The sequence below is a fragment of the Azospirillum sp. ST 5-10 genome (assembly GCF_051225715.1).
GTDB lineage: Bacteria > Pseudomonadota > Alphaproteobacteria > Azospirillales > Azospirillaceae > Azospirillum.
This window is the reverse complement of record NZ_JBPJSP010000003.1, coordinates 147,785-165,912: the sequence shown is the minus strand read 5'-3', so window position 1 is coordinate 165,912 and position 18,128 is coordinate 147,785. Positions and strand designations below refer to the sequence as shown.

Annotated in this window: 14 protein-coding genes; 3 read left to right on the top strand and 11 right to left on the bottom strand. The window is 77.3% G+C overall.

The genetic code is table 11. The annotated features are described in order from the left end of the window. Window position 1: 1 nt before the first annotated feature. The 3 genes from ACSBPG_RS05075 to ACSBPG_RS05065 all read left to right on the top strand — a co-directional run bounded on the left by ACSBPG_RS05075 (window position 2) and on the right by ACSBPG_RS05065 (window position 2,297). Window positions 2-382, top strand: a complete 381-nt coding sequence (locus ACSBPG_RS05075) for a VOC family protein (protein WP_435536031.1) — start codon at window positions 2-4, stop codon at window positions 380-382. Beyond that, complete coding sequence (locus ACSBPG_RS05070) at window positions 379-1,533, top strand: MFS transporter (protein WP_435536030.1); 1,155 nt, start codon at window positions 379-381, stop codon at window positions 1,531-1,533. Before ACSBPG_RS05075 ends, ACSBPG_RS05070 begins: the two co-directional genes overlap by 4 nt. A 176-nt stretch (window positions 1,534-1,709) precedes the next feature. Further along, window positions 1,710-2,297 carry a lysostaphin resistance A-like protein gene (locus ACSBPG_RS05065; RefSeq protein ID WP_435536029.1) on the top strand — a complete coding sequence of 196 codons (588 nt, stop codon included), beginning with the start codon at window positions 1,710-1,712 and terminating at the stop codon, window positions 2,295-2,297. Between the two features lie 33 nt (window positions 2,298-2,330). Here the strand turns inward: ACSBPG_RS05065 and ACSBPG_RS05060 are convergent, their stop codons facing one another. The 11 genes from ACSBPG_RS05060 to ACSBPG_RS05010 form a co-directional block, all read right to left on the bottom strand. Beyond that, window positions 2,331-4,280 (bottom strand): NAD-dependent epimerase/dehydratase family protein, encoded by a 1,950-nt coding sequence (locus ACSBPG_RS05060; protein WP_435536028.1) that lies wholly within the window; start codon window positions 4,278-4,280, stop codon window positions 2,331-2,333. A 26-nt stretch (window positions 4,281-4,306) separates the two neighbouring features. Then, a complete protein-coding gene (locus tag ACSBPG_RS05055) occupies window positions 4,307-5,212 on the bottom strand; it encodes an SDR family oxidoreductase (protein ID WP_435536027.1) in 906 nt (301 codons plus the stop codon). Continuing rightward, entirely contained in the window at window positions 5,209-5,574 is a 366-nt protein-coding gene (locus ACSBPG_RS05050) for a nuclear transport factor 2 family protein (RefSeq protein WP_435536026.1), read from the bottom strand. The genes ACSBPG_RS05055 and ACSBPG_RS05050 overlap by 4 nt, the downstream gene beginning before the upstream one ends. Window positions 5,575-5,636: 62 nt before the next feature. Next, entirely contained in the window at window positions 5,637-6,398 is a 762-nt protein-coding gene (locus ACSBPG_RS05045) for a TfuA-like protein (RefSeq protein ID WP_435536025.1), read from the bottom strand. Continuing rightward, window positions 6,395-7,708, bottom strand: coding sequence for a YcaO-like family protein (locus ACSBPG_RS05040; RefSeq protein WP_435536024.1), 1,314 nt, complete (start codon window positions 7,706-7,708; stop codon window positions 6,395-6,397). The genes ACSBPG_RS05045 and ACSBPG_RS05040 overlap by 4 nt, the downstream gene beginning before the upstream one ends. Before the next feature lie 4 nt (window positions 7,709-7,712). Continuing rightward, window positions 7,713-9,884, bottom strand: coding sequence for an aminotransferase class III-fold pyridoxal phosphate-dependent enzyme (locus ACSBPG_RS05035; protein WP_435536023.1), 2,172 nt, complete (start codon window positions 9,882-9,884; stop codon window positions 7,713-7,715). Beyond that, on the bottom strand, window positions 9,881-10,876 hold the full coding sequence (locus tag ACSBPG_RS05030) for a thiopeptide-type bacteriocin biosynthesis protein (protein ID WP_435536022.1): 996 nt from the start codon (window positions 10,874-10,876) through the stop codon (window positions 9,881-9,883). Before ACSBPG_RS05030 ends, ACSBPG_RS05035 begins: the two co-directional genes overlap by 4 nt. Beyond that, the gene (locus ACSBPG_RS05025; RefSeq protein WP_435536021.1) at window positions 10,873-13,590 is read right to left on the bottom strand and encodes a lantibiotic dehydratase; all 2,718 of its coding nucleotides are present in this window, start codon (window positions 13,588-13,590) and stop codon (window positions 10,873-10,875) included. The genes ACSBPG_RS05030 and ACSBPG_RS05025 overlap by 4 nt, the downstream gene beginning before the upstream one ends. Then, window positions 13,577-15,439, bottom strand: a complete 1,863-nt coding sequence (locus ACSBPG_RS05020; protein ID WP_435536020.1) for a RiPP maturation radical SAM C-methyltransferase — start codon at window positions 15,437-15,439, stop codon at window positions 13,577-13,579. The genes ACSBPG_RS05025 and ACSBPG_RS05020 overlap by 14 nt, the downstream gene beginning before the upstream one ends. Further along, a complete protein-coding gene (locus ACSBPG_RS05015; RefSeq protein WP_435536019.1) occupies window positions 15,439-16,188 on the bottom strand; it encodes a DUF5825 family protein in 750 nt (249 codons plus the stop codon). The genes ACSBPG_RS05020 and ACSBPG_RS05015 overlap by 1 nt, the downstream gene beginning before the upstream one ends. Next, entirely contained in the window at window positions 16,185-18,116 is a 1,932-nt protein-coding gene (locus ACSBPG_RS05010) for a RiPP maturation radical SAM C-methyltransferase (protein ID WP_435536018.1), read from the bottom strand. The genes ACSBPG_RS05015 and ACSBPG_RS05010 overlap by 4 nt, the downstream gene beginning before the upstream one ends. Window positions 18,117-18,128 lie beyond the last annotated feature (12 nt).

Below are 18,128 nucleotides of genomic sequence, written 5' to 3'. Positions count from 1 at the left end.
GATGCGCCTGGCCCACGTCGCGCTGTGGACGCGCGACCTCGACAACTCGGCCCGCTTCTGGGCCGACCATTTCGGCGCCGAGATCGGCGCGCCGTACCGCAGCGCACGCCGCGAGGGGTTCGTGTCGCGCTTCGTCCGGCTGCCGGGCGGGGCGGCCATCGAGCTGATGACCGGCCCCTGGGTGGAGGAGCCGGACGCGGCCGAGCGGTCCGGCTGGGCCCACGTGGCGGTGGCGGTCGGCTCGGCGCCGGCGGTGGACGCGCTGGCGGCGCGGCTCGCCGCCGCCGGGCTGCTGGTGTCGCCGCCGCGCACCACGGGGGACGGCTTCTACGAGGCGGTCGCCCAGGCGCCGGACGGCGCGCTCGTCGAGATCACGGCATGAGCGGGAGCGCCGCCGCCGCTCCGGCGGCGCCCCGCCGCCCCTGGCCGGCCCGCCTCGCCACCACCGTCGTCTTCCTGATCAACGGCCTCGGCATCGGCGCCTGGGCGGCGGCGCTGCCGCGGTTCAAGGGGCAGCTCGGCCTCGGCGACGGCGACCTCGGCCTGGTCCTGGTGAGCTTCGCGGCGGGCGCCGTCGTCGCCATGCCGGCCGCCGGGATCGCGGGATCGCGCCTGCGCACGGGACCGGTGACGGGAGCCTGCGCGCTGGCCTTCGCCGCGCTGCTGGCGGTGCCGGCCTTCGCGCCGTCGCTGGCGTCGCTGTGCCTGGCCGCCGCCCTGGTCGGGCTGGCGAACGGCGCGGTGGACGTCCTGATGAACGCCCACGCCAGCGGCATCGAGCGCCGCTGGGGCCGCCCGATCATGTCGTCGTTCCACGCCGCCTTCAGCGCCGGCGGCGCCGTCGGCGCGCTGGCCGGCGGCTGGATCGGGGCGGTGCGGGCGGACGCCGGGCTGTGGGGGCCGGCCGTCGCCGGCGTGCTCCTCGTCCTCCTCGCGGGCCGCGCGCTGGGCCCCGGCGACCGGGCGGCGGGCGGCGCCCCGCTGGCGGTGCCCGGCCGGCCGCTCATGGCCCTGGCGGCGCTCGCCTTCCTGTGCATGATGATCGAGGGGGCGGTGGCCGACTGGAGCGGGGCCTATCTCGCCGGGGCCGGCGTGACGCCGGGGCTGGTCGCCGCCGGCTACGCCGCCTTCTCCCTGTGCATGCTCGCCGGGCGCCTCGTCGGCGACCGGGCGGTGGAGCGGCTGGGCGCCCGCCGGACGGTGCGGGGCGGCGGCGCGCTGGCCGCCGCCGGGCTGGCCCTCGCCGTCCTGGCGCCGGGCCTGGCGAGCGGGATCGTCGGCTTCGGCCTGGTCGGCATCGGCCTCGCCAACGTGGTGCCGGCCGTCTTCAGCCTGGCCGCCCGCGCCGCGGCGTCGGCGCCGGCCGGCGTCGCGGCCGCCGCGACGGCCGGCTATGCCGGCTTTCTCAGCGGCCCGGCGATCCTCGGCGGCGTCGCCGCCCTGGGCACCCTGCGCTGGTCCATCGCCCTGCTGGCGCTGGCCGCCCTCGCCCTCGCCCTGCTGGCGCCGCGGACGGCGCCGGCACCGCGCTGAGCGGACCGCGCGAAACGCCTTCCCCGGGGCGACCGGCGGGCTTTCGCACGCCGCGCCCCGGAGCCCGCCGGTCCGGCTGCTCGCGTTCCGTGACGGCGCGGCGTCGGGCGGTGTAGGATCGCCCGGGTGTCCCCGCGCGGATTCCCGTTCCGTCCCCCCTCCTTCCGGTTGCCCGGATGACCCGATCCAGTCCAGAGACGGCGGTGCCGATCCGCTTGAGCCGCGTCCAGGTGGTCGCCCTCTCCACGGCGGCGGCCGTGCTGTTCCTCGCGTTGACGGCCGGCGCGATGTACGCGGGCTGGGCGCCGCCCGCCGGCGACCTGCTGGCCGGGCCGCCGCTGGCGATCCAGGTGCTGGTCGGCGGCGGCGGCGGGCTCGTCCTCGGCGCGCTCGCCGGCGAGGCGTGCCTGCGCCTCGGCGCGCTGGAAGGGCTGCGCCGCTTCGTCCGGCAGATCCTCGCCGACACGCGGCCGCGCGCCGTGGACGCCGTGTACGTCTCGGTGGCGGCGGGGGTCAGCGAGGAGGCGCTGTTCCGCTTCGTGCTGCAGTCGCTGCTGGGGCTGCCGGGGGCGGCGCTGGTCTTCGCCCTGGTCCACGTCGGCTGGCCGAACAGCCGGGCCAAGCTGGCCTTCACCGCCTTCGTCTTCGCCATGGGCCTCCTGCTGGGGCTGCTGTACGCCTGGGTCGGCCTGGTCGCCGCGATCGCCGCCCACATCGTCTACGACGTCGTGGTCATGCTCCGGCTGATGGCGCGGCTGCGCTGATCCCGCTCTAAATTCAAATGTTTAGAGCAAGATTCACGCTTTTGGCCGGGTCGGCCAAAAGCGATCTTGCTGTAGGCCGTGCCGCTCCGCCTCGTCGATGCCCCGGCGCCACAGCGCGAGCGCCCGATCCGCCCCCAGGCCGAGGCCGCGGGCCAGCCGGTCGAGCCGTTCGGCGAGCGGCCGGTCGTCGGCCGCCGCCTCGACGACGGCGGCGAGCGCGCGGGGCAGCTCGAGCGCGCCGCCGCCGGGCGGCAGGGCGACGTAGCGGCCGTTGACGCGGAACAGGACGGGCGCGCCCGGCGCGGCGTTCCCGCCGTGCCGGGCCGGGGCGCACAGCAGGGGGCGGTCGGGGAAGGAGGGTTCCAGGACGACCGGCCCGCCGGGGCCGGCCAGGCCGGCCGTCAGCGCCACCCGGGTCCAGTCGAACACCGCGTCCCAGCGGGTCGCGGCGCCGGCGGTGCCGGCCAGGAAGATGCGCGCCGCGGCGCCCGCCCGCGGCCAACGTACGGCCCCCGCGTCCTCCCAGGCCCGCGTCCACGCCGCCCAGGTGCCGGCGTCGGCCGGCGTGGCGCGGAGCAGGAGCAGGCGTTCGCCGTCGGCCGGCTCCGGCAGGGGCCGCGGCGCCGCCGCGCAGGCGAGGAGGGCGACCCGCAGCGGCGCGTTGCCGTGGCCGTAGCCGCGGGCGCGGAGGGCTTGGTGGCGGCTGTAGAGGAGCGCGCCGCCGGCCCGCTCCGCGTCCGCTTCGAGGACGGCCTCGCAGGACGGCGGGTCGCCGGCAGCGGGCGGCGCCGGGGCGGCCGGCAGGCCGAGGCGGGCGGCGACGCTGTCCGCGACGAGGATGCGGGTGCCCGGCGCCCACCGGTAGCCCGGCGGCGCCGCGCCGTCGGCGGCGCCCTGGCGCCCGCCGGGCCGCAGGGCTTCCAGGAGGGTGTCGGGGTGCTCCGGCCGCGGCGGCGCCGTGCCGCCGCCGAAGGCGTCGCGCTCCATCGCCGCGGCGAGGATCTCGTGGGTGCCGGCGAGACGGCTCTGGGTGGTCCCGCGCCCCGGCCAAGACGGCCGCGTCCCCGGCGGCGCGTCGAGGCGGGCGAGGGCGCGGGGCAGCGCCTCGGCGTACGGCGTCGGCGAGAACCCGAGGGCGGCGCGGGCGCGGGCGCAGTCGAGCCATGCCGGCGTCCCCGGCGCGTACGGGAAGGCGAAGGGGCCGAGGCCGGCCGCGGCGAGTTCCTCCCGGTCGAGCCAGCGCACCCGTGCCGGCCGGCCACACAGCCGGGCGATCGCCGCGACGTGGCGCTCCAGGGTGACGTCCTCGCTCTGGGCCAGGTTGTAGGGGCCGGGCGGGACCTCCGGGCGCAGGGCGGCGACCAGGCACGCCACCAGGTCGCCGACCCAGAGGGCGCTCAGCCGGTCGGTCGGCGCCGCCGGAATCCGCACCGTCCGGCCCTCCAGGATGCGGCGCGCCACGAAGAATTCGCGGGACACCGGATCGTCCGGCCCCATCAGCGGTGCCACCCGCAGGGCCACCGGCGACAGCACGCCGTTCTCCGCCCGCCACAGCACCCGCTCGCACGCCGCCTTGGCGCCGCCGTAGTCGTGGCCGTCGTCCTCGCGCAGGAGCCCGCCCGCCTCGTCGACGCGTACGGTCGGCGCGCCGCGGTAGACGGCGGCCGTTCCGAGGTGGACGAGACGGCAGGGGCGCTCGCGCAGCAGCCCGGCCAGGAGCTCGGTGTCCCCGCCGCGGTAGGCGACCAGGTCGATCACGCCGGCGAACGGGCCCCGCGCCAGGGCGCGGCGCAGGTCGCCGGCGGCCCGGCGGTCGCCGCGCACCCCGCCGCGGCCGGCGCCGCGGTCGAAGACGACCGGCTGCCACCCGGCGGCGCGCAGCGCCGGGCACAGGCGCCGGCCGATGTAGCCCATGCCGCCGATGACGAGGACGCGGCCGCCGGCCCGCGTCATGGGACGGGACGCGCCGCTAGGGCGCGTCATGGGACGGGACGCGCCGCCGGGGCGCGTCATGGGACGAGGCGCGCCGCCAGGGCGCGGACATGGTCGTCGGGCGTGCGCAGGCGCAGGCCGAACCGGGCGGCGAAGCCGTCGCGCCCGATGCCGGCCGCGGCGTCGCCGACGGCCGCGTAGTAGTCGGCGTCCGGATCGGGGAGTGCTGCGAGGAACGCCTCCGCCTTGTCGCGGCGCAGGACGTTCTGCTCCGCCAGGATCGCGAACAGCGTGCGGTAGGAGACCGGGTGATGGTCGCAGGCGAAGGGCCGCCCGACGGCCTCGGCGAAGGTGCCGACCACGTCGGCCATGCTGCGCGGGACGGGCGCCACCACGTCGAACCGCCGGTTCCACGGCCGGTCGGCCGCGAGCAGGGTGGCCGCCGCGGCGCCGATGTCGGCGACGGAGGTCCAGTGGATCGGCGTGTGCGGCGCGGTCACGCTGACGATGCGTCCGGTGCGCAACGCCTCGGCCGTGACGTAGCGGTCGAGCGTCTCGACGAAGTAGCCGACCCGGGCGATCGTGTGGCCGATGCCGGCGGCGCGGATGAGGGCTTCGATGGCGCCCTTGGTGGCGCAGTGCGGGATCGGCGTGTCGGCGTAGACGACGCTCTGGAACAGGAGGTGGCGCACGCCGGCGGCGGCCGCGGCGGCGACGAACGCCCGCCCGGCGGCGATCTCCTCGTCGAAGCCGGCGGCCGGGGTGGTGACCAGGAAGGCCCGGTCGACGCCCGCGAAGGCGGGCGCCAGCGTGTCCGGACGCAGCATGTCGCCGCCGGCCACGGCGATGCCCTGCGCCCGCAGGGCGGCCGCCGCGGCGCCGTCGGGGCGGCGGGTGAGGGCGCGGACCGGCAGCCCCCGCCGGTGGAGGGCGACGGCCACGCCGCCGCCGCACTGGCCGGTGGCGCCGCTGACCAGGATCACGGGGCCGCCTCGGCCACCGCCGAGGTGTGCGTCGACACGATCCGCCACCCGGCGGGCCGGCGCACGAAGACGTCGGTGAAGCGGTAGCGGCGGACCGCCCGGCCGCCGGGATGGTCGACGCTCAGCCGGGTGAGGCCGACGGCGACCGCGGTGTCGCCGAAGCGGCGCAGCGACACGTCCTCCACCGTGACGGTCATGGCCGTCCCGGCGGGGATCGCCCGCATCGCCTCCAGCACGGCGTCACGGCGGTGGGCCGCCCCTTGCGGGTCGACGTGGACGAGCGACGGGTCCATCAGCCCGGCGAGCGTCGCCGTGTCGTTGCCGGCGAGCCCGTCCATCCACCGCCGCAGGACCGCCGCCACCTCGGCGTCGGCCGGGTGGTCGGCAGGGGGATCAGCGGTGGGATCAGCGGTCGGATCAGCGGTCAGATCGGCGGGCCGCTCGGTGCGGCGCTGCGCATCGGGTCGGAGCGTGGCGGATTCGGGGGGCATCGGTCACCTCGCGTTGCCTCTGGGGTGGCGGCGCCGCACGCCAGGGTCCGGAGCAGGCGGATCGCGTCGTCGCGCTTCAGGTCGCAGTCGCCGGACAGTAGGAAGTCCGACAGCCGCCGGTGCGCGGCCGCCGGCAGCCAGCGCCGCGCCCCGTCCAGCAGCGTCTCGTAGCGCCGCTCGGGGAAGTGCAGGCGGCGGGCCAGGCGCATCAGGCGCCGCCGCCCGGGCCCGTCGACGAGCCCGGCCCGCTCCGCCTCGGCCAGGGCGGCGCGGATGTTGACCAGCGGGACCGACAGCGCCCGGAGGTCGACGGGCGAGTAGGTCATGGCGACCTCGTCGTCGGCGTCGATGACGCCGCGGGCGTACCACTCGTACACCGTGCCGACGCCGACCATGCCGAAGCGGTCGAGCTCGGCCGCCCGCAACGCGCCCATGCTGCTGGCGCCGAAGACGGCTACGCCGGCCCGCAGCGCCGCCAGCACCTCCTTCGGCGACACCGACAGGCTCTGGAAGAAGCGCCCGTCGATGATGGCGACGGCGTCCGGCGGAGACTCGAGCAGGGCGGCGACGTCGCCGCGCCCGACCGGCGGGCGGATCTCGGCGCCGGGCAGCAGGTCGGCGACCCTGTCCCGCGCCAGGCTGGGGCCGACGAACACGACGGTCCGGCTGACGGTCCGGCTGACGGTCCGGCTCATGGCGCGGCCTCCGCGCGGCCGTCGGCCAGGACGCCGCCGGCGGCGCGCCACGCCCTGGCCGCCCGCCAGCCGAAGACGCCGTGGTCGGCCGCCCAGGATTCCGTGCCGGCCGCCAGCACCCGCACCACGGGCATGCCGACGTCCGGCCGCGTCAGGTCGACCATGACGATCCGCTCGACCCCCGCCCCGGCGAGCCGCCCGAGCAGCAGCCGGATGTCGTCGGCGACGTCGGTGTGGACGTGGCTCGGCACGTCGGCGAAGGCGATGCGGCGGCCGGACCGCGCCACGTACCAGTTGGACCGGTCGAGGCGCTCCTTGCGTCGGGCGTGGTGGGCGAAGGCGCCGCCGTCCTCGTCGGGCTGCGCGATGTCCTCGCGCACGCCCTGGATGTCGACGGCGCGGCACTGGGCGACCTCGGTCAGCGCGCGGCGCGCCGCGACCAGCGCGTCGGGGTGGGCGCCCAGCCCGAAATGCGCGAAGGCGTGGCCGGTCGGCGCGTCCTCCGAGACCGTGGCGAAGAACACCGGCACGCCGAGGTCGGAGGTGATGTCGCGCAGCACCACCGCCAGGCCGGCCCGCCGGAAGGCCCGCACCAGCCGGCGCAGCTCGGCCGGCAGGGTCGGCGGATCGACCTCGGGATAGCGGTCGAGATCGTCGGCCGCGCCGCCGCCGGCCCCCGCCGCCCGCGGCAGCAGGCGCGCCAGCAGCTCGGCGAGGCTCCAGGCGTCGCGTTCCACCAGCTCGCACAGCGCGTGGCAGACCGCCTCGGCCACCGTGTTGCCGGCTCCCAGCCCGTTGGTGGAGCCGTAGGTGTAGCAGGGCTGGCCGAACGCCGGGTCGTAGAGGCAGGCCACCGCCTGGGCCGGCACCAGGCAGGGCGCCCCGTCGAGCAGGTCCATCCCCTCCGCCCACGCCAGCGCGGTGTCGTCGCCGTAGTCCGGGTGGAGCCGCATGACGAGCGCCGACGGGTGCAGCACCCGCCGCGCCCGCGCCAGCGCGGCGTAGGAGCCGTGCACCAGCGCCAGCTCCGGCCGCAGCGCGCACAGCCGCTCCAGCGCCTCCATCAGGGCGCCGACCTTGGCGTCGGTCCGGGTCAGGCCCTTGCCGTTGTAGACGGACAGCACGTCGTCGGTGTCGGGCATGACGGCGCCGTAGACCGGCACGCCGATGCGGTCGAGCCCGGTGAGATCGGCCAGGCGCGTCACGCCGAGCCGGCGCATCACCGGGGCGATCCGGCGCAGGGTGACGGCCGGCGCCACCACCCGGTGGGCGCCGGTGCCGGCGTGCTTGGGGGAGGCGGGAAACAGCATGGCGTCAGTCCAGCGGCCAGTGGTGCGCGCCGCCGCCCTCACCGCTGGCGCCCTCACCGCTGCCGCCGTCGCCGATCCCGGCGAGGCTGCGGGCGAGTGCGGCGGCGATGCGGTCGAGCTCGCCGTCGGTGACCGTCAGCGCGGGAAAGAAGGAGAGCCCGTCGGCGAACCCGTAGGCGAGCACGCCGGCGTCGCGCATGCGGGCGTGCAGCGGGCCCGGCGGGGCGGCGGCCGGGTCGGTCTCCACCGCCCACATCAGGCCGAGGCCGCGCACGTCGACCACCCGCCGCCCGTCCCGCAGCGCCGCCAGCGCTGCGCCGAACCGCCGCCCCCTGGCCTCGGCGCGCTCCACCAGCCCCTCGCGATCGATGACGTCGATGCTGGCGAGCGCCGCGGCGCAGGCCACCGGGTGCCCGGCGGCGCTCGATCCGTGGTCGATGCCGCGTCCGGCGCGCAGCAGCGGCCGCGCCACGGCGTCGCTGAACAGGACGGCGCCGAGCGGCTGGTGGCCCGCGGTGATCCCCTTGGCCAGCAGCAGGATGTCCGGCCGCAGCCCGCTGTGCTCGCAGGCGAACCACCGGCCGGTGCGGCCGAAGCCGGTGGCGACCTCGTCCACCACCAGGAGGACGCCGTGCCGCCGGCACAGGCGGGCCGCCCCGCGCAGGAAGCGGTCGGGCAGGGCGATCACCCCCGCCGACCCGAGCACCGGTTCCAGCACCAGCGCCGCCACGCCGTCGCCGCGCGCGCTGAGGACGGCGGCGAGCGCGTCCAGCGCGCGCGCCGCCGGATCGCCGGCCGCCGCGCCGCCGCGCGGCGGTGGCACGGGCGTGGGCAGCGGCGTGAGGGCGCCGACGCCGGGCCCATAGGGTTCGGCGGGCATCAGCCCGCTCATCCCCATGCCGCCGAAGCAGGACCCGTGGTAGGAGCGGTCGAGGTACAGGATCTCGCGCCGCCGCGCGCCGGCGGCGTCGAAGTGCAGGCGGGCGAGCTTGATGGAAAGGTCGGCGGCCTCCGATCCCGTCGCCGTGAAGAAGACGTGCGCCAGGTCGCCGGGCGTCAGGTCGAGGAGGCGGCGGCCGAGCGCCAGGGCCGGCTCGTGGCTGACCATGCCGAACAGGCCGCCCGCCGGCAGCCGCCGCACCTGCGCCGCCATGGCCTCGGCGATGGCGGGGTGGCCGAGGCCGCAGTGCGCGCTCCACACGCCGCCGGCGGCGTCGATGAAGGTCCGCCCGCGCGTGTCGCGCACCGTGCGGCCCTCGCCGTCGCTCAGCACGACCAGCGCCGGGGCGGCCGCCGGCGGCGTGAAGGGGTGCCAGACCGGCACGGTGGTGCGGCGCCGCGGCTCGCACAGGTAGAGGGCGCGGCCGGCGGTGACGCGGGCGACCGTCTGCGGCTGGCGGCGCCGTTCGACCACCGCGAATCCGGCCTCGGCGAGCAGCCGGTCGAGCTCGCAGCCGTCGAGGCGGGCGAAGGTGGAGGCGCCGAGATGGCGGCTCGGCCGGCGGCCGGGCACGAAGAACTGGCAGTCGAAATTCCACCACCAGTGCCGGCGGTCCTCGGTGAACTTCGCGCCGTAGACCGTGAGCACGGTGGAATCGCCGAGCGGCAGCTCGACGACGTCGAGCGCGCCGTCCAGCGCCGCCACCTCGGCGTCGCCGAGGTCGAGGAAGTCGAAGGCCAGGGCGCCGGTCTCGGCGAGGTGGCGGCGGGCCCGCCCGAAGAAGGCGAGGCGGTCCTCGGCGGTCGGCAGGAAGGTGAAGGCGGAGCAGAGGATCAGGTCGAAGTGCCCGTCGAGGTCGAAGGAGGCGGCGTCGCCCTCCACCAGCCGCACCCGGGCCGCCGCCTCGGGCGGCAGCGCGGCGGCGTGGCGCTCCATGCGTCCCAGCATGTCGGCCGAGCGATCGAGGCCGACCACCTCGGCGCCGCGTTCGGCCAGCCGCAGGCCGACCCGCCCGGTGCCGCAGCCGACGTCGAGCACCCGCCGGCCGTAGGCGGCGGCCAGCGCCGCGTACTCGTCGAGGTCGCCCGCGTAGCCGTGGGTGACGACGTCGTAATAGGCGGCGAGGAAGCCGTCGTAGATGCTGTCGTGGCAGGTCACCTCGGCGTCGCTGGCGGCGATGCGGGCGAACGGGCCCCAGAAGCGCGGCGGGGCGGTGGTCGCATGGGGTCCACTCATGGCGCGGGCACTCCCTCGTGGGCGGCGCTCAGCAGGGCGGCGAGGTAGAGCTCCTCGCCGAGCGACAGGCCGAGCCGGTTGGCCAGCATGTGCAGGTGCCGCAGCAGGACGTCCTCCGGCGTTGCCCCGAGGCGCCCGTCCGCGTGCAGCGCCGTCAGCCGGGCCGCCGCGCCGCGCAGGGCGGCGATCCACGGGCTGCCGGCCCAGGCGCCGCGCACCAGCCCCGCCGCCTGGCGCAGCGTGTCCCGCGCCGGGTCGCGGCGCGCCCCGACGGGCGGCAGGCCCATCGCCGCGAAGGGGGCCGGCCCGAGGAACCGGTCCGCCTCGGCGGCCCAGCGGGCCGCCATGCGGGCCGACCCGATCCCCGGCGCGGCGCAGCCCAGCAGGGACGCCGCCAGCAGCAGCGCCGCCACGTCGAGCCGCGCCGCCGGCGCCTCCAGCCAGCGCGGGATCGCCGCCAGGGCGAGCCGGCTCGCCGTCTCGAACAGCCCGTGGGTCAGCGCGCGCGTCGCCGGGCCGCCGTACTCCTCCGACTCCCAGCGGTAGGGGCGCGTCTGCACGCACGGGGCGGAGACGTACGGCTCCGCCGCCTCGTCCTCGACGCCGGCCGCCGCGGCACGGGCGGCGATCGCCGCGGCCTGCGCGCGGTAGGCGTCGGCGTCCGCCGCCGCGGCGCCGGCGGGGCGGCGCAGGAACGCTTCCAGCGCGGCGCGCGCCCGGCGCTCGACGGCTGCGCGTTCCGCTCCGGCGGCGGGCCGGATGCGCAGCCGGACGTGCGGCCCGCCGTTCCAGTAACGGACGAAGAAGGCGCCGTCCGCCGCACCGGAGGCCGACAGCCGGGCGAGCAGCGGCCCCACCGCCTCCACCAGCAGGCGGTCGGCGTCGCCGCCGTGGAAGACGTGCAGGGACAGCCAGCGGCCGTCGTGGTCGTCGTGGTCGTCGCCGTCGTCGGCCGCGGCGGCGGTGGACGGGGCCGGCGGAAACGCCGTCATGGTGCGCCTCCCCAATAGGCTTCCAGCAGGACCTCGCTGGCGTGCCGTCCGCCGTCGCGCGCCAGGATCATCTCCTGCGGACCCGGCGCCATGGCGGTGACGGTGACGGGATGGTGCGACTGCGCCAGGAAGCGCTGGAGCAGCCGGCACGCGGTCGGATCGTCGAAGTCCACGTAGAAGGGCTTGTAGCGCCGCTTCAAGTTGGCGAGGCTGCCGAGCCCGGCGACCATGTCGCGGACCGACAGCGGCGTCACGAACACCCGGCGCGGCAGGTCGAGGCGGCGCGCCCAGCGGCGGATCGCCAGGAAGGCGTCGAGCGGCGGCCGCCGCCCGGCGACCGGCGGGAAGTCGGGGCCGGGCGGGATGCGCCAAGTCTCGCGCATCAGCACGAGGTCGCCGAGCCGCAGGGCCGGGAAGCGGCGCGCCCGCTCGCCGGCCGGCCCGGCACGGCTCTCCAGCAGGTCGACGAGGGTGAACTCGGGGATCACCCCGGGACCGAAGGTGGCGAGGATGCGGTAGAGCGACGGCGTCAGGTGCGGCGCCATCGGCCCGCTGCGCAGGAGCAGGACGCGCCGGCCGGTCGCGTCGTTGCGCAGGGTCGCACCGCCCGTTTCCGGATCGGCCGCCACCGACAGCGCCCGCCACGGCACGGCGGCGCCGTCGGGCGGCGCCACGGCCTCGCCCGGATAGACCAGCACCGACGCGGTCAGCGGCTCGGCCACCTGGACCGTCTCGCCGAACACCGCGGCGATCTGCACCAGCTCGGCGTCGGGGCACAGCGCCGCCAGCGCCCGCCCGGCCTGCCGGCGCAGCCGCGCGGTGTCGCCATCGAACAGCCGGCCGTCCAGGAACCGTCCGAAATAGGTGCCGTAGCCGGAGACGATCTGGTTCACCACCAGCCGGGCCGTCCCGCCGGCCCCGTTCGGGCGGGCGGCGCCGTCCGGCCGCAGGATCTGGCCGAAGCAGCCGATCCCCGGCGGGGCCGGGCACGACCAGTGCGCCATGCCCTGCGCCGCCGCCCGCTCGAACAGGGCCGGCGGGACCGTCACCGATCCGTCCGCCGCCGGCGCCAGGCCGAGCAGCGCGTCGACCAGCGCGGTCCGCGCCGCGACCACCGCCGCGCCCGCGTCGTCGGACGTCGCCGGCGCGCCCGCCCGCAGCGGGTCCCAGGGCACCGCCCGCATCCGCTCCAGGTGCGGGCGGTAGGCGTCGGCGTAGAAGGCGTGGAGGAACCGGGTCAGCGGCACCGGCGGCGCGGCGGCGCCGTAGCGTTCGCGGTGGAACGCGTCGACCAGCCGCCGCAGCGCGAGCCGGCCGTCGAACAGCGTCATCGCCCCGGCCAGCAGCGACAGCGCGTCGCGGCACCCGGCCAGCGCCGGCCGCGACAGCGCGAACGCGCCGGCGACGCCGACATCGTGGCGCACCGCGTGGAGCGGCCCGTCGGCGCCGGCGCAGGCTGCCGCGCCGGCCGCCGCCAGGGCGTGGTCGACGGCGGTCGTCACCGCCGCCAGGGTCGGCGCCGCATCCTCGGGCCGGCGGGCGGCGGCGAGCGCGCGGCAGCCGGCCTCGGCCTCCGCCGCCGCCGTGGCGAGGGCGCCGCCGGCCTTGCCCGCCGCGGCCAGGGCGCCGGCCAGCGCCGACAGGGCGTCCGGCCGGTCGGCGCCGACCGCCAGATGCGGCCCGAGCAGGCCGGTCGCCCGCAGCCGCCCGACGTACGCCAGCGCGTCGCCGGCCGGGACGCGGCCGCCGAGGGCGTCGGCCAGGGCCCGGGCGAGCTCCGCCGCGGCGAGCGGGCCGCGGTCCGCCAGCACGGCCATGACCGCCGCCACCGCCGGGCCGGAGGGGAGCCAGGAGAAGGCCTCGTCGACGAACGGGACGGCCCCGTCGGCCCCGTCTGATGCGTCGATGCGGTGGACGAAGAGGACGGTCTCGCCGTCGTCGTGCGCCGTCGCGTTGACGGCCAGGGGCAGGTCGGCGGCGGCGAGGGCTGCCGCACGCACCCGCTGGGCGATGCGCGCGGCGACCGACACCACGCCGTTGCCGGTGACGGTGCCGCCGCCGTCGAACCCCGCCCAGCCGTCGCCGAACGGCACCGCGGCCGTGCCGGTGAAGGTGCTGAACGGGCTCGTCTTGGTGGCCATGCGGTAGAGGTAGGCGGTGGCCGTGTCCTCGATGCGCCGCACCCGGCGCGTCCGCGTGCCCCCGTCGCCGAGCGCCTCGTCGAGATCGGCGTGCAGGGCGGGGTTGGTGAACAGCAGCCCGAGGCGGAAGTCGGCGCGCCGGAACAGCGCGCGCAGCCGGCGCGCGCTCGCCGCCTCGTGCCCGCTCCAGGCGCGCCCGAGCTCCGCGGCCAGCGCGTCGCGCCGGGCGAGTGCCGCCCGCCAGCGTTCCAGGGCGTCGGCCAGGGTCGGATCGGTGCGGAGATCGCCATCACCATCGCCGTCGCCGGTCACGGGGCGGTCGTTGAACACGGCGCGCTTGAGGCGGAGCAGCGCGTGGCGCCGGCGGTCGTCCGCAAGGCCGCCGATCCGGCGGTGCAGGCGCTCGCACAGCGGCGCGCGGGCGTCGGCCAGGGCCGCTTCCGCGGCGTCGAGGGCCGCCGCCGTCCGCGCCAGGGCGGGCGCGGCCAGGCCGTCCAGGGCGTCGAAGCGGCCCATGGCGACCCGCAGCAGGGCGCAGCCCAGGTCGGCCGGTCGGCGCTCAGGGCGCGGCATGGAGGGGCAGGCTCAGGTGACGGTCGGCGTCGTCGCGGTGGAGGATCCGCATGGCGGCGAGCCGGTCGAGGAAGGCGTCGATCTCCGCGGCGGCGGCCCGTCCGGCGAACGCGTGGTGGATCTCCCGGCGCGGGCGGGCGGCGTCGCAGAAGAGGAAGATGGCGGCCTGCAGGCCGGTCAGCGTCACCTCGATCCCGTCGCCGCCGCGCCGGTCGGCGATCACCACGGCGTCGGGGCCGCCGGTGCAGGTCAGCAGGTCGGGGCGGTGGGCGTCGCGCCAGGCGCCGACGGCGGCGATGAAGCGCTCGCGCGCCGCCGCCAGCGCCTGGTCGGCGTGCTGCGGGTGGTCGTAGTCGAAGAAGCAGGCGAGCGCGCCGAGGTCGGCGGCGGCGGTGGGGAACATGGCGTGATAGAGCGGCTGCGGGCGGATGTTGGCGATGCCGAACGCCGCCGGGTCGCGCCAGTAGACGCTGAAGCGCTGGAGCACCATCGGCCCGACCTCGGCCGCCATGGGCGGCGGCAGATGGTGCAGCGAGGGCAGCAGCGCGGTCATGCGCTCGTAGTGCTCGGCCCGCTCGCCGGGGATGGAATGGATGATGTTCCAGACCGCGTGGATGCGGTGCTCGGCCAAATAGCGCAGCGTCTGGATCTGCCGGATGGCGCTGACGCCCTTGGCCATCAGGCGCAGGATGTCGTCGTCGAAGCTCTCGATCCCGACCTGCACGGCGACCACGCCGGCCTCGGCCAGGATGCGGGCGTGGCGGCGCGTCAGGTTCGACTTGATCTCGTAGAACAGCGAGACGTCCGGCCCGCCGGCGCGCCGCAGCCGCGCCAACTCCGGCAGCAGCGTGTCGTAGTAGCGGTGGTCGAGGATGTTGTCGCTCATGTAGTAGTCGGCGAAGCCGTAGCGGCGGGCGGCCGACAGCATTTCCCGCAGTGCGCGCTCCGGCGACTTGCGCCGGTAGGCCATGGCCGGGATGCCGCAGAAGCGGCAGGCGTTCTTCTCGCCGTACCAGCACCCGCGCGACTGCTCGAGGTAGATGCGCGGCCGCACGCCGCGGTCGAGCAGGGGGGCCACGGCGGCGAAATACTCCCCGTAATCCGGCTCCGGGGTCGCGTCGAGGTCGGGCGTCAACGCCGGGGCGGCGCCGTCGACCCCGTCCGCCGTGCGGAACAGCAGCCCCGGCACGCCGGCCCGGCGGACCGCCTGCGGCCCCAGGCGGATGGCGCGCACCACGTCGGCGATGGTGCGGTCGGCCTCGCCGTCGACGACGTAGTCGAGTTCCGGGAACGCCCGCAGCATTTCCCGCCCCATCGGCCCTTCGCAGGACGCGCCGCCGAAGAGGATGGCGACGTCCGGCCGCACCGCCTTGATGCGCCGGGCGAGCGCCAGCGACGACAGCGTCTGCTGGAAGGTCAGCGAGAAGCCGACGATGTCGTAGCGCTGCCACGGCACGGTGTCGATCAGCCGGGCGAGGAAGCGGTCGGCCGCGTCGATCAGTCGCTCCCAGCCGTCCGTCCGGGTGCCGTCCGGCCCGCCCGGGGCGACCGCCTCGGCCAGCCGCGCGGCCGCCGCCGACCGGCCGGAGCCGAAATAGAGCGGCGAGAACACCAGCTCGCTCGCCTGGTCCACCGACAGCCGGTCGTAGACCGGGACGTCGCACAGGGGCCCGGCCGCGTGCAGGTTCGCGTGGAGCGTGTCGCAGGGCAGGCCGGCGCCGTCGAGCACCGCCTTGAGGAGCCCGAGCGCCATGCTCGGCAGGTTGAGGTTCGCCCAGGGCATCTGCACCAGCAGCACCCGGCGTCCCGGCGGCCCGCCGTCGCGGGCCTCTGCCGCGGCGTGGGCCATCACCCGCCCCCCGGCAGCTTGCGGTGCAGCGGCAGGGCGACGCAGCGGCCGTCCGGCGCGCGGTGGACGAGGTCGAGCCCGGCCAGCCGATCGAGGAAGCGGCCGAGCGCCGCCGGCTCGACGACGCCGGCGACGGCGCGCTCGACCTCCGCGGCCGTGCGCACCTCGTCGATGCAGCGGTAGATGCGCGCCTGGACGTCCGTCAGGGTGACGGTCCGCTCGCCGCCGCCGTGCCGCCGGTCGCGGATGCGGACGAAGCCCGGCCCGCCCGCATGGGTGAGGGTGGGCGGGGCGGCCGCCGGCGGCGCGCCCGGCGGGCGGTCCGGCGGCGGCAGGTGCGCGACGCGCAGGGGGTGCGCCCGGAGATCCGGGCCGGCGCTCCAGGCGACGCGGATGCGCTGCTCGGCGAGCCGGCGGACCGTCGCCAGGCGCTCCAGGTCGCGCCCGTCGCCGGGGTCGCCCGCCAGCGCCGCCGCGGCCACGCCGGCGCGCCGCAGGAGGGCCGCCTCGGCCGCACCCAGCGTGTCGCGGACGCCGACGCCGAGCGTCAGGTCGTACCCCTCGGCGGCGACCGTGTCGGCGAGGGGACCCAGCAGGCGGGCGCAGTCGCCGGCGTCGAGCGGCGGTCCGGTCAGGACGGCGGCGCACGTGCGCGCCGCCCGGCAGGCGCCGAGCACGGCGTCGCGCAGGGCCGGCCCCTCGGTCGCGGGGCCGTAGTCACACCACGCGGTGGCGGCCGGGGCGCTCATGCGTCGGTCCCCGCCGCGCCGAGGAAGCGTTCGCGCCGGTCCTTGAGCAGCGGCAGCGCCAGCAGGCGGCCGCGCCGGTCGCCGACGACGAGACCGCGCCCGCGCAGCTCGTCCAGGGTGCGCCGCACCGCCGCGGCGCCCGCGCGGTCCGCGAAGCCGGCGACGAGGCGGTCCTCGCCGACGACGGAGCCGCAGGCGGCGAGCAGGTCGGCGGCGAGACCGTCCAGCACGATCCGGTCCGGCGCGGCGCCGGCCGTGCCGCGCCGCCGCCCGTCGGGCAGCCAGACGCGGGCGTCGTGCACCTCGAGGAAGCCGGGTCCGCGCCGCTGGACCAGCGCGTCGGGAACGTGGCTGGCCCGCCAGGTGTCGAGCGCGTCCTCGACCGCGGCGTAGGCGGCGCGGAGCGCGTCGGTCTCCAGCGCGCGGCGGTCGTACTCGAAGAAGAACGCCAGCCGGTCCAGCGCGATGCCCGCGCGCGGGAAGATCTCGGCGTAGTACGGCTGCGGACGGATGCCGTCCAGGCCGAACCGCCCGGGGTCCTCGAAATACACGCTGTAGCGCTGGAGCAGCATCTGCACCGGCGCCGTGGCCGGCGGCGGCAGATGGTGCATGGCCCGCATGAGGTCGACCATCTCCTCGTAGTCCTCCGGCGCGTCGCCGGGGTTCATGATGATCAGGTTCCACACCGCCTCGATGTCGAACTCGGCCAGGAACTTGAGCGTCTGCACCTGCTGCAGGCCGGTGGCGCCCTTGTCCATGCGCCCCAGGATGGCGTCGCCGAAGCTCTCGATGCCGGGCTGGACCTGCACGACGCCGGCGTCGCGCAGCTTGGCGACCTTCTTGCGGGTGACGTTGGCCTTCAGCTCGAAGAAGAAGGTGAGGTCGTAGCCCTCCTCCTCGCGCAGCCGCTTCAGGCGCGGCAGCAGCGTGTCGTAGTAGCGGTTGTCGAGGATGTTGTCGGCGGTGAGGAAGGCGGTGCGGGCGTGCCGGCCGGCCAGCGTCACCAGCTCCTCCTCGATGCGGGTGGGCGACTTGCTGCGGAAGCGCATGGCGAGATCGGCGATGCCGCAGAAGGTGCAGTGGTGCTTCTCGCCCCACCAGCAGCCGCGGGAGTTCTCGACGTAGAGCCAGGGCTCGACATGCCGCAGGCCCAGGCGCTCGACCTGGTCGAAGTAGGGGCCGTAGTCGGGGACCGGCAGCTCGTCGAGGCGGCCGAAGGGCTCGGCGGCGCCGGTGCTCTCGGGGAGCCCGTCGGGGCCGCGCCGGAGGACGCCGGGAGGAAGCGGCGCCGCGTCCGACCGGATCGCCCGGACGAGCGGCCCGATGACCGCGTCGCCGTCGCCGGTGACGACGTAGTCGATCTCGGGAAAGCTGCGCAGGAGCTCGGGGCCCATCGGCTCGCCGCAGGACGGGCCGCCGAACACGACGGCCGTACCGGGCCGCACCGCCTTGATCCGCCGCGCCAGCGCCAGCGCCGCGAGGTTCTGCTGGAACATCAGCGAGAAGCCGACGACGTCGTAGGCGGACCAGTCGACGGCGGCCATCGCGTCGTCCAGGAACCGCGCGACGTGGTCGAGCAGGTCCGGCCACAGCGACGGACGGTCGCGCGCCGTGCCGTACAGCAGGTGGCCCACCCGGTGGCGCAGCAGGTTCGCCGCCGCCCCACGGTCGGTGTCGAAGTAGAAGGGGCTGAACGCCATCTCGGCGTGGGGCGTGCGGGCGAAGTCCTGCTCGAACAGCGGGTCGCCGCCGATCTCCTTCGACAGCAGCAGGTTGGCGTAGAACACGTCGCACGGGATGCCCTGCGACAGCAGGATGCTGCGCAGCAGGGCCACCGACAGCCCCGGGAACTCCGGGGCCGCCCAGGGCGGCAGGATCAGCAGCACCCGCGGGCCGGACGCCCCGGCGTCAGATGGGGGAAAGGCCATCGCACGTCCCCG

Bases quoted from the DNA above. Each gene is read 5' to 3' on its own strand.
- ACSBPG_RS05015 (WP_435536019.1), bottom strand. From the start codon at position 16,188: ATGAGCGCCCCGGCCGCCACCGCGTGGTGTGACTACGGCCCCGCGACC.
- ACSBPG_RS05010 (WP_435536018.1), bottom strand. From the start codon at position 18,116: ATGGCCTTTCCCCCATCTGACGCCGGGGCGTCCGGCCCGCGGGTGCTG.
- ACSBPG_RS05065 (WP_435536029.1), top strand. From the start codon at position 1,710: ATGACCCGATCCAGTCCAGAGACGGCGGTGCCGATCCGCTTGAGCCGC.
- ACSBPG_RS05075 (WP_435536031.1), top strand. From the start codon at position 2: ATGCGCCTGGCCCACGTCGCGCTGTGGACGCGCGACCTCGACAACTCG.
- ACSBPG_RS05030 (WP_435536022.1), bottom strand. From the start codon at position 10,876: ATGACGGCGTTTCCGCCGGCCCCGTCCACCGCCGCCGCGGCCGACGAC.
- ACSBPG_RS05045 (WP_435536025.1), bottom strand. From the start codon at position 6,398: ATGAGCCGGACCGTCAGCCGGACCGTCAGCCGGACCGTCGTGTTCGTC.
- ACSBPG_RS05070 (WP_435536030.1), top strand. From the start codon at position 379: ATGAGCGGGAGCGCCGCCGCCGCTCCGGCGGCGCCCCGCCGCCCCTGG.
- ACSBPG_RS05060 (WP_435536028.1), bottom strand. From the start codon at position 4,280: ATGACGCGCCCTAGCGGCGCGTCCCGTCCCATGACGCGGGCCGGCGGC.
- ACSBPG_RS05035 (WP_435536023.1), bottom strand. From the start codon at position 9,884: ATGAGTGGACCCCATGCGACCACCGCCCCGCCGCGCTTCTGGGGCCCG.
- ACSBPG_RS05020 (WP_435536020.1), bottom strand. From the start codon at position 15,439: ATGGCCCACGCCGCGGCAGAGGCCCGCGACGGCGGGCCGCCGGGACGC.
- ACSBPG_RS05025 (WP_435536021.1), bottom strand. From the start codon at position 13,590: ATGCCGCGCCCTGAGCGCCGACCGGCCGACCTGGGCTGCGCCCTGCTG.
- ACSBPG_RS05040 (WP_435536024.1), bottom strand. From the start codon at position 7,708: ATGCTGTTTCCCGCCTCCCCCAAGCACGCCGGCACCGGCGCCCACCGG.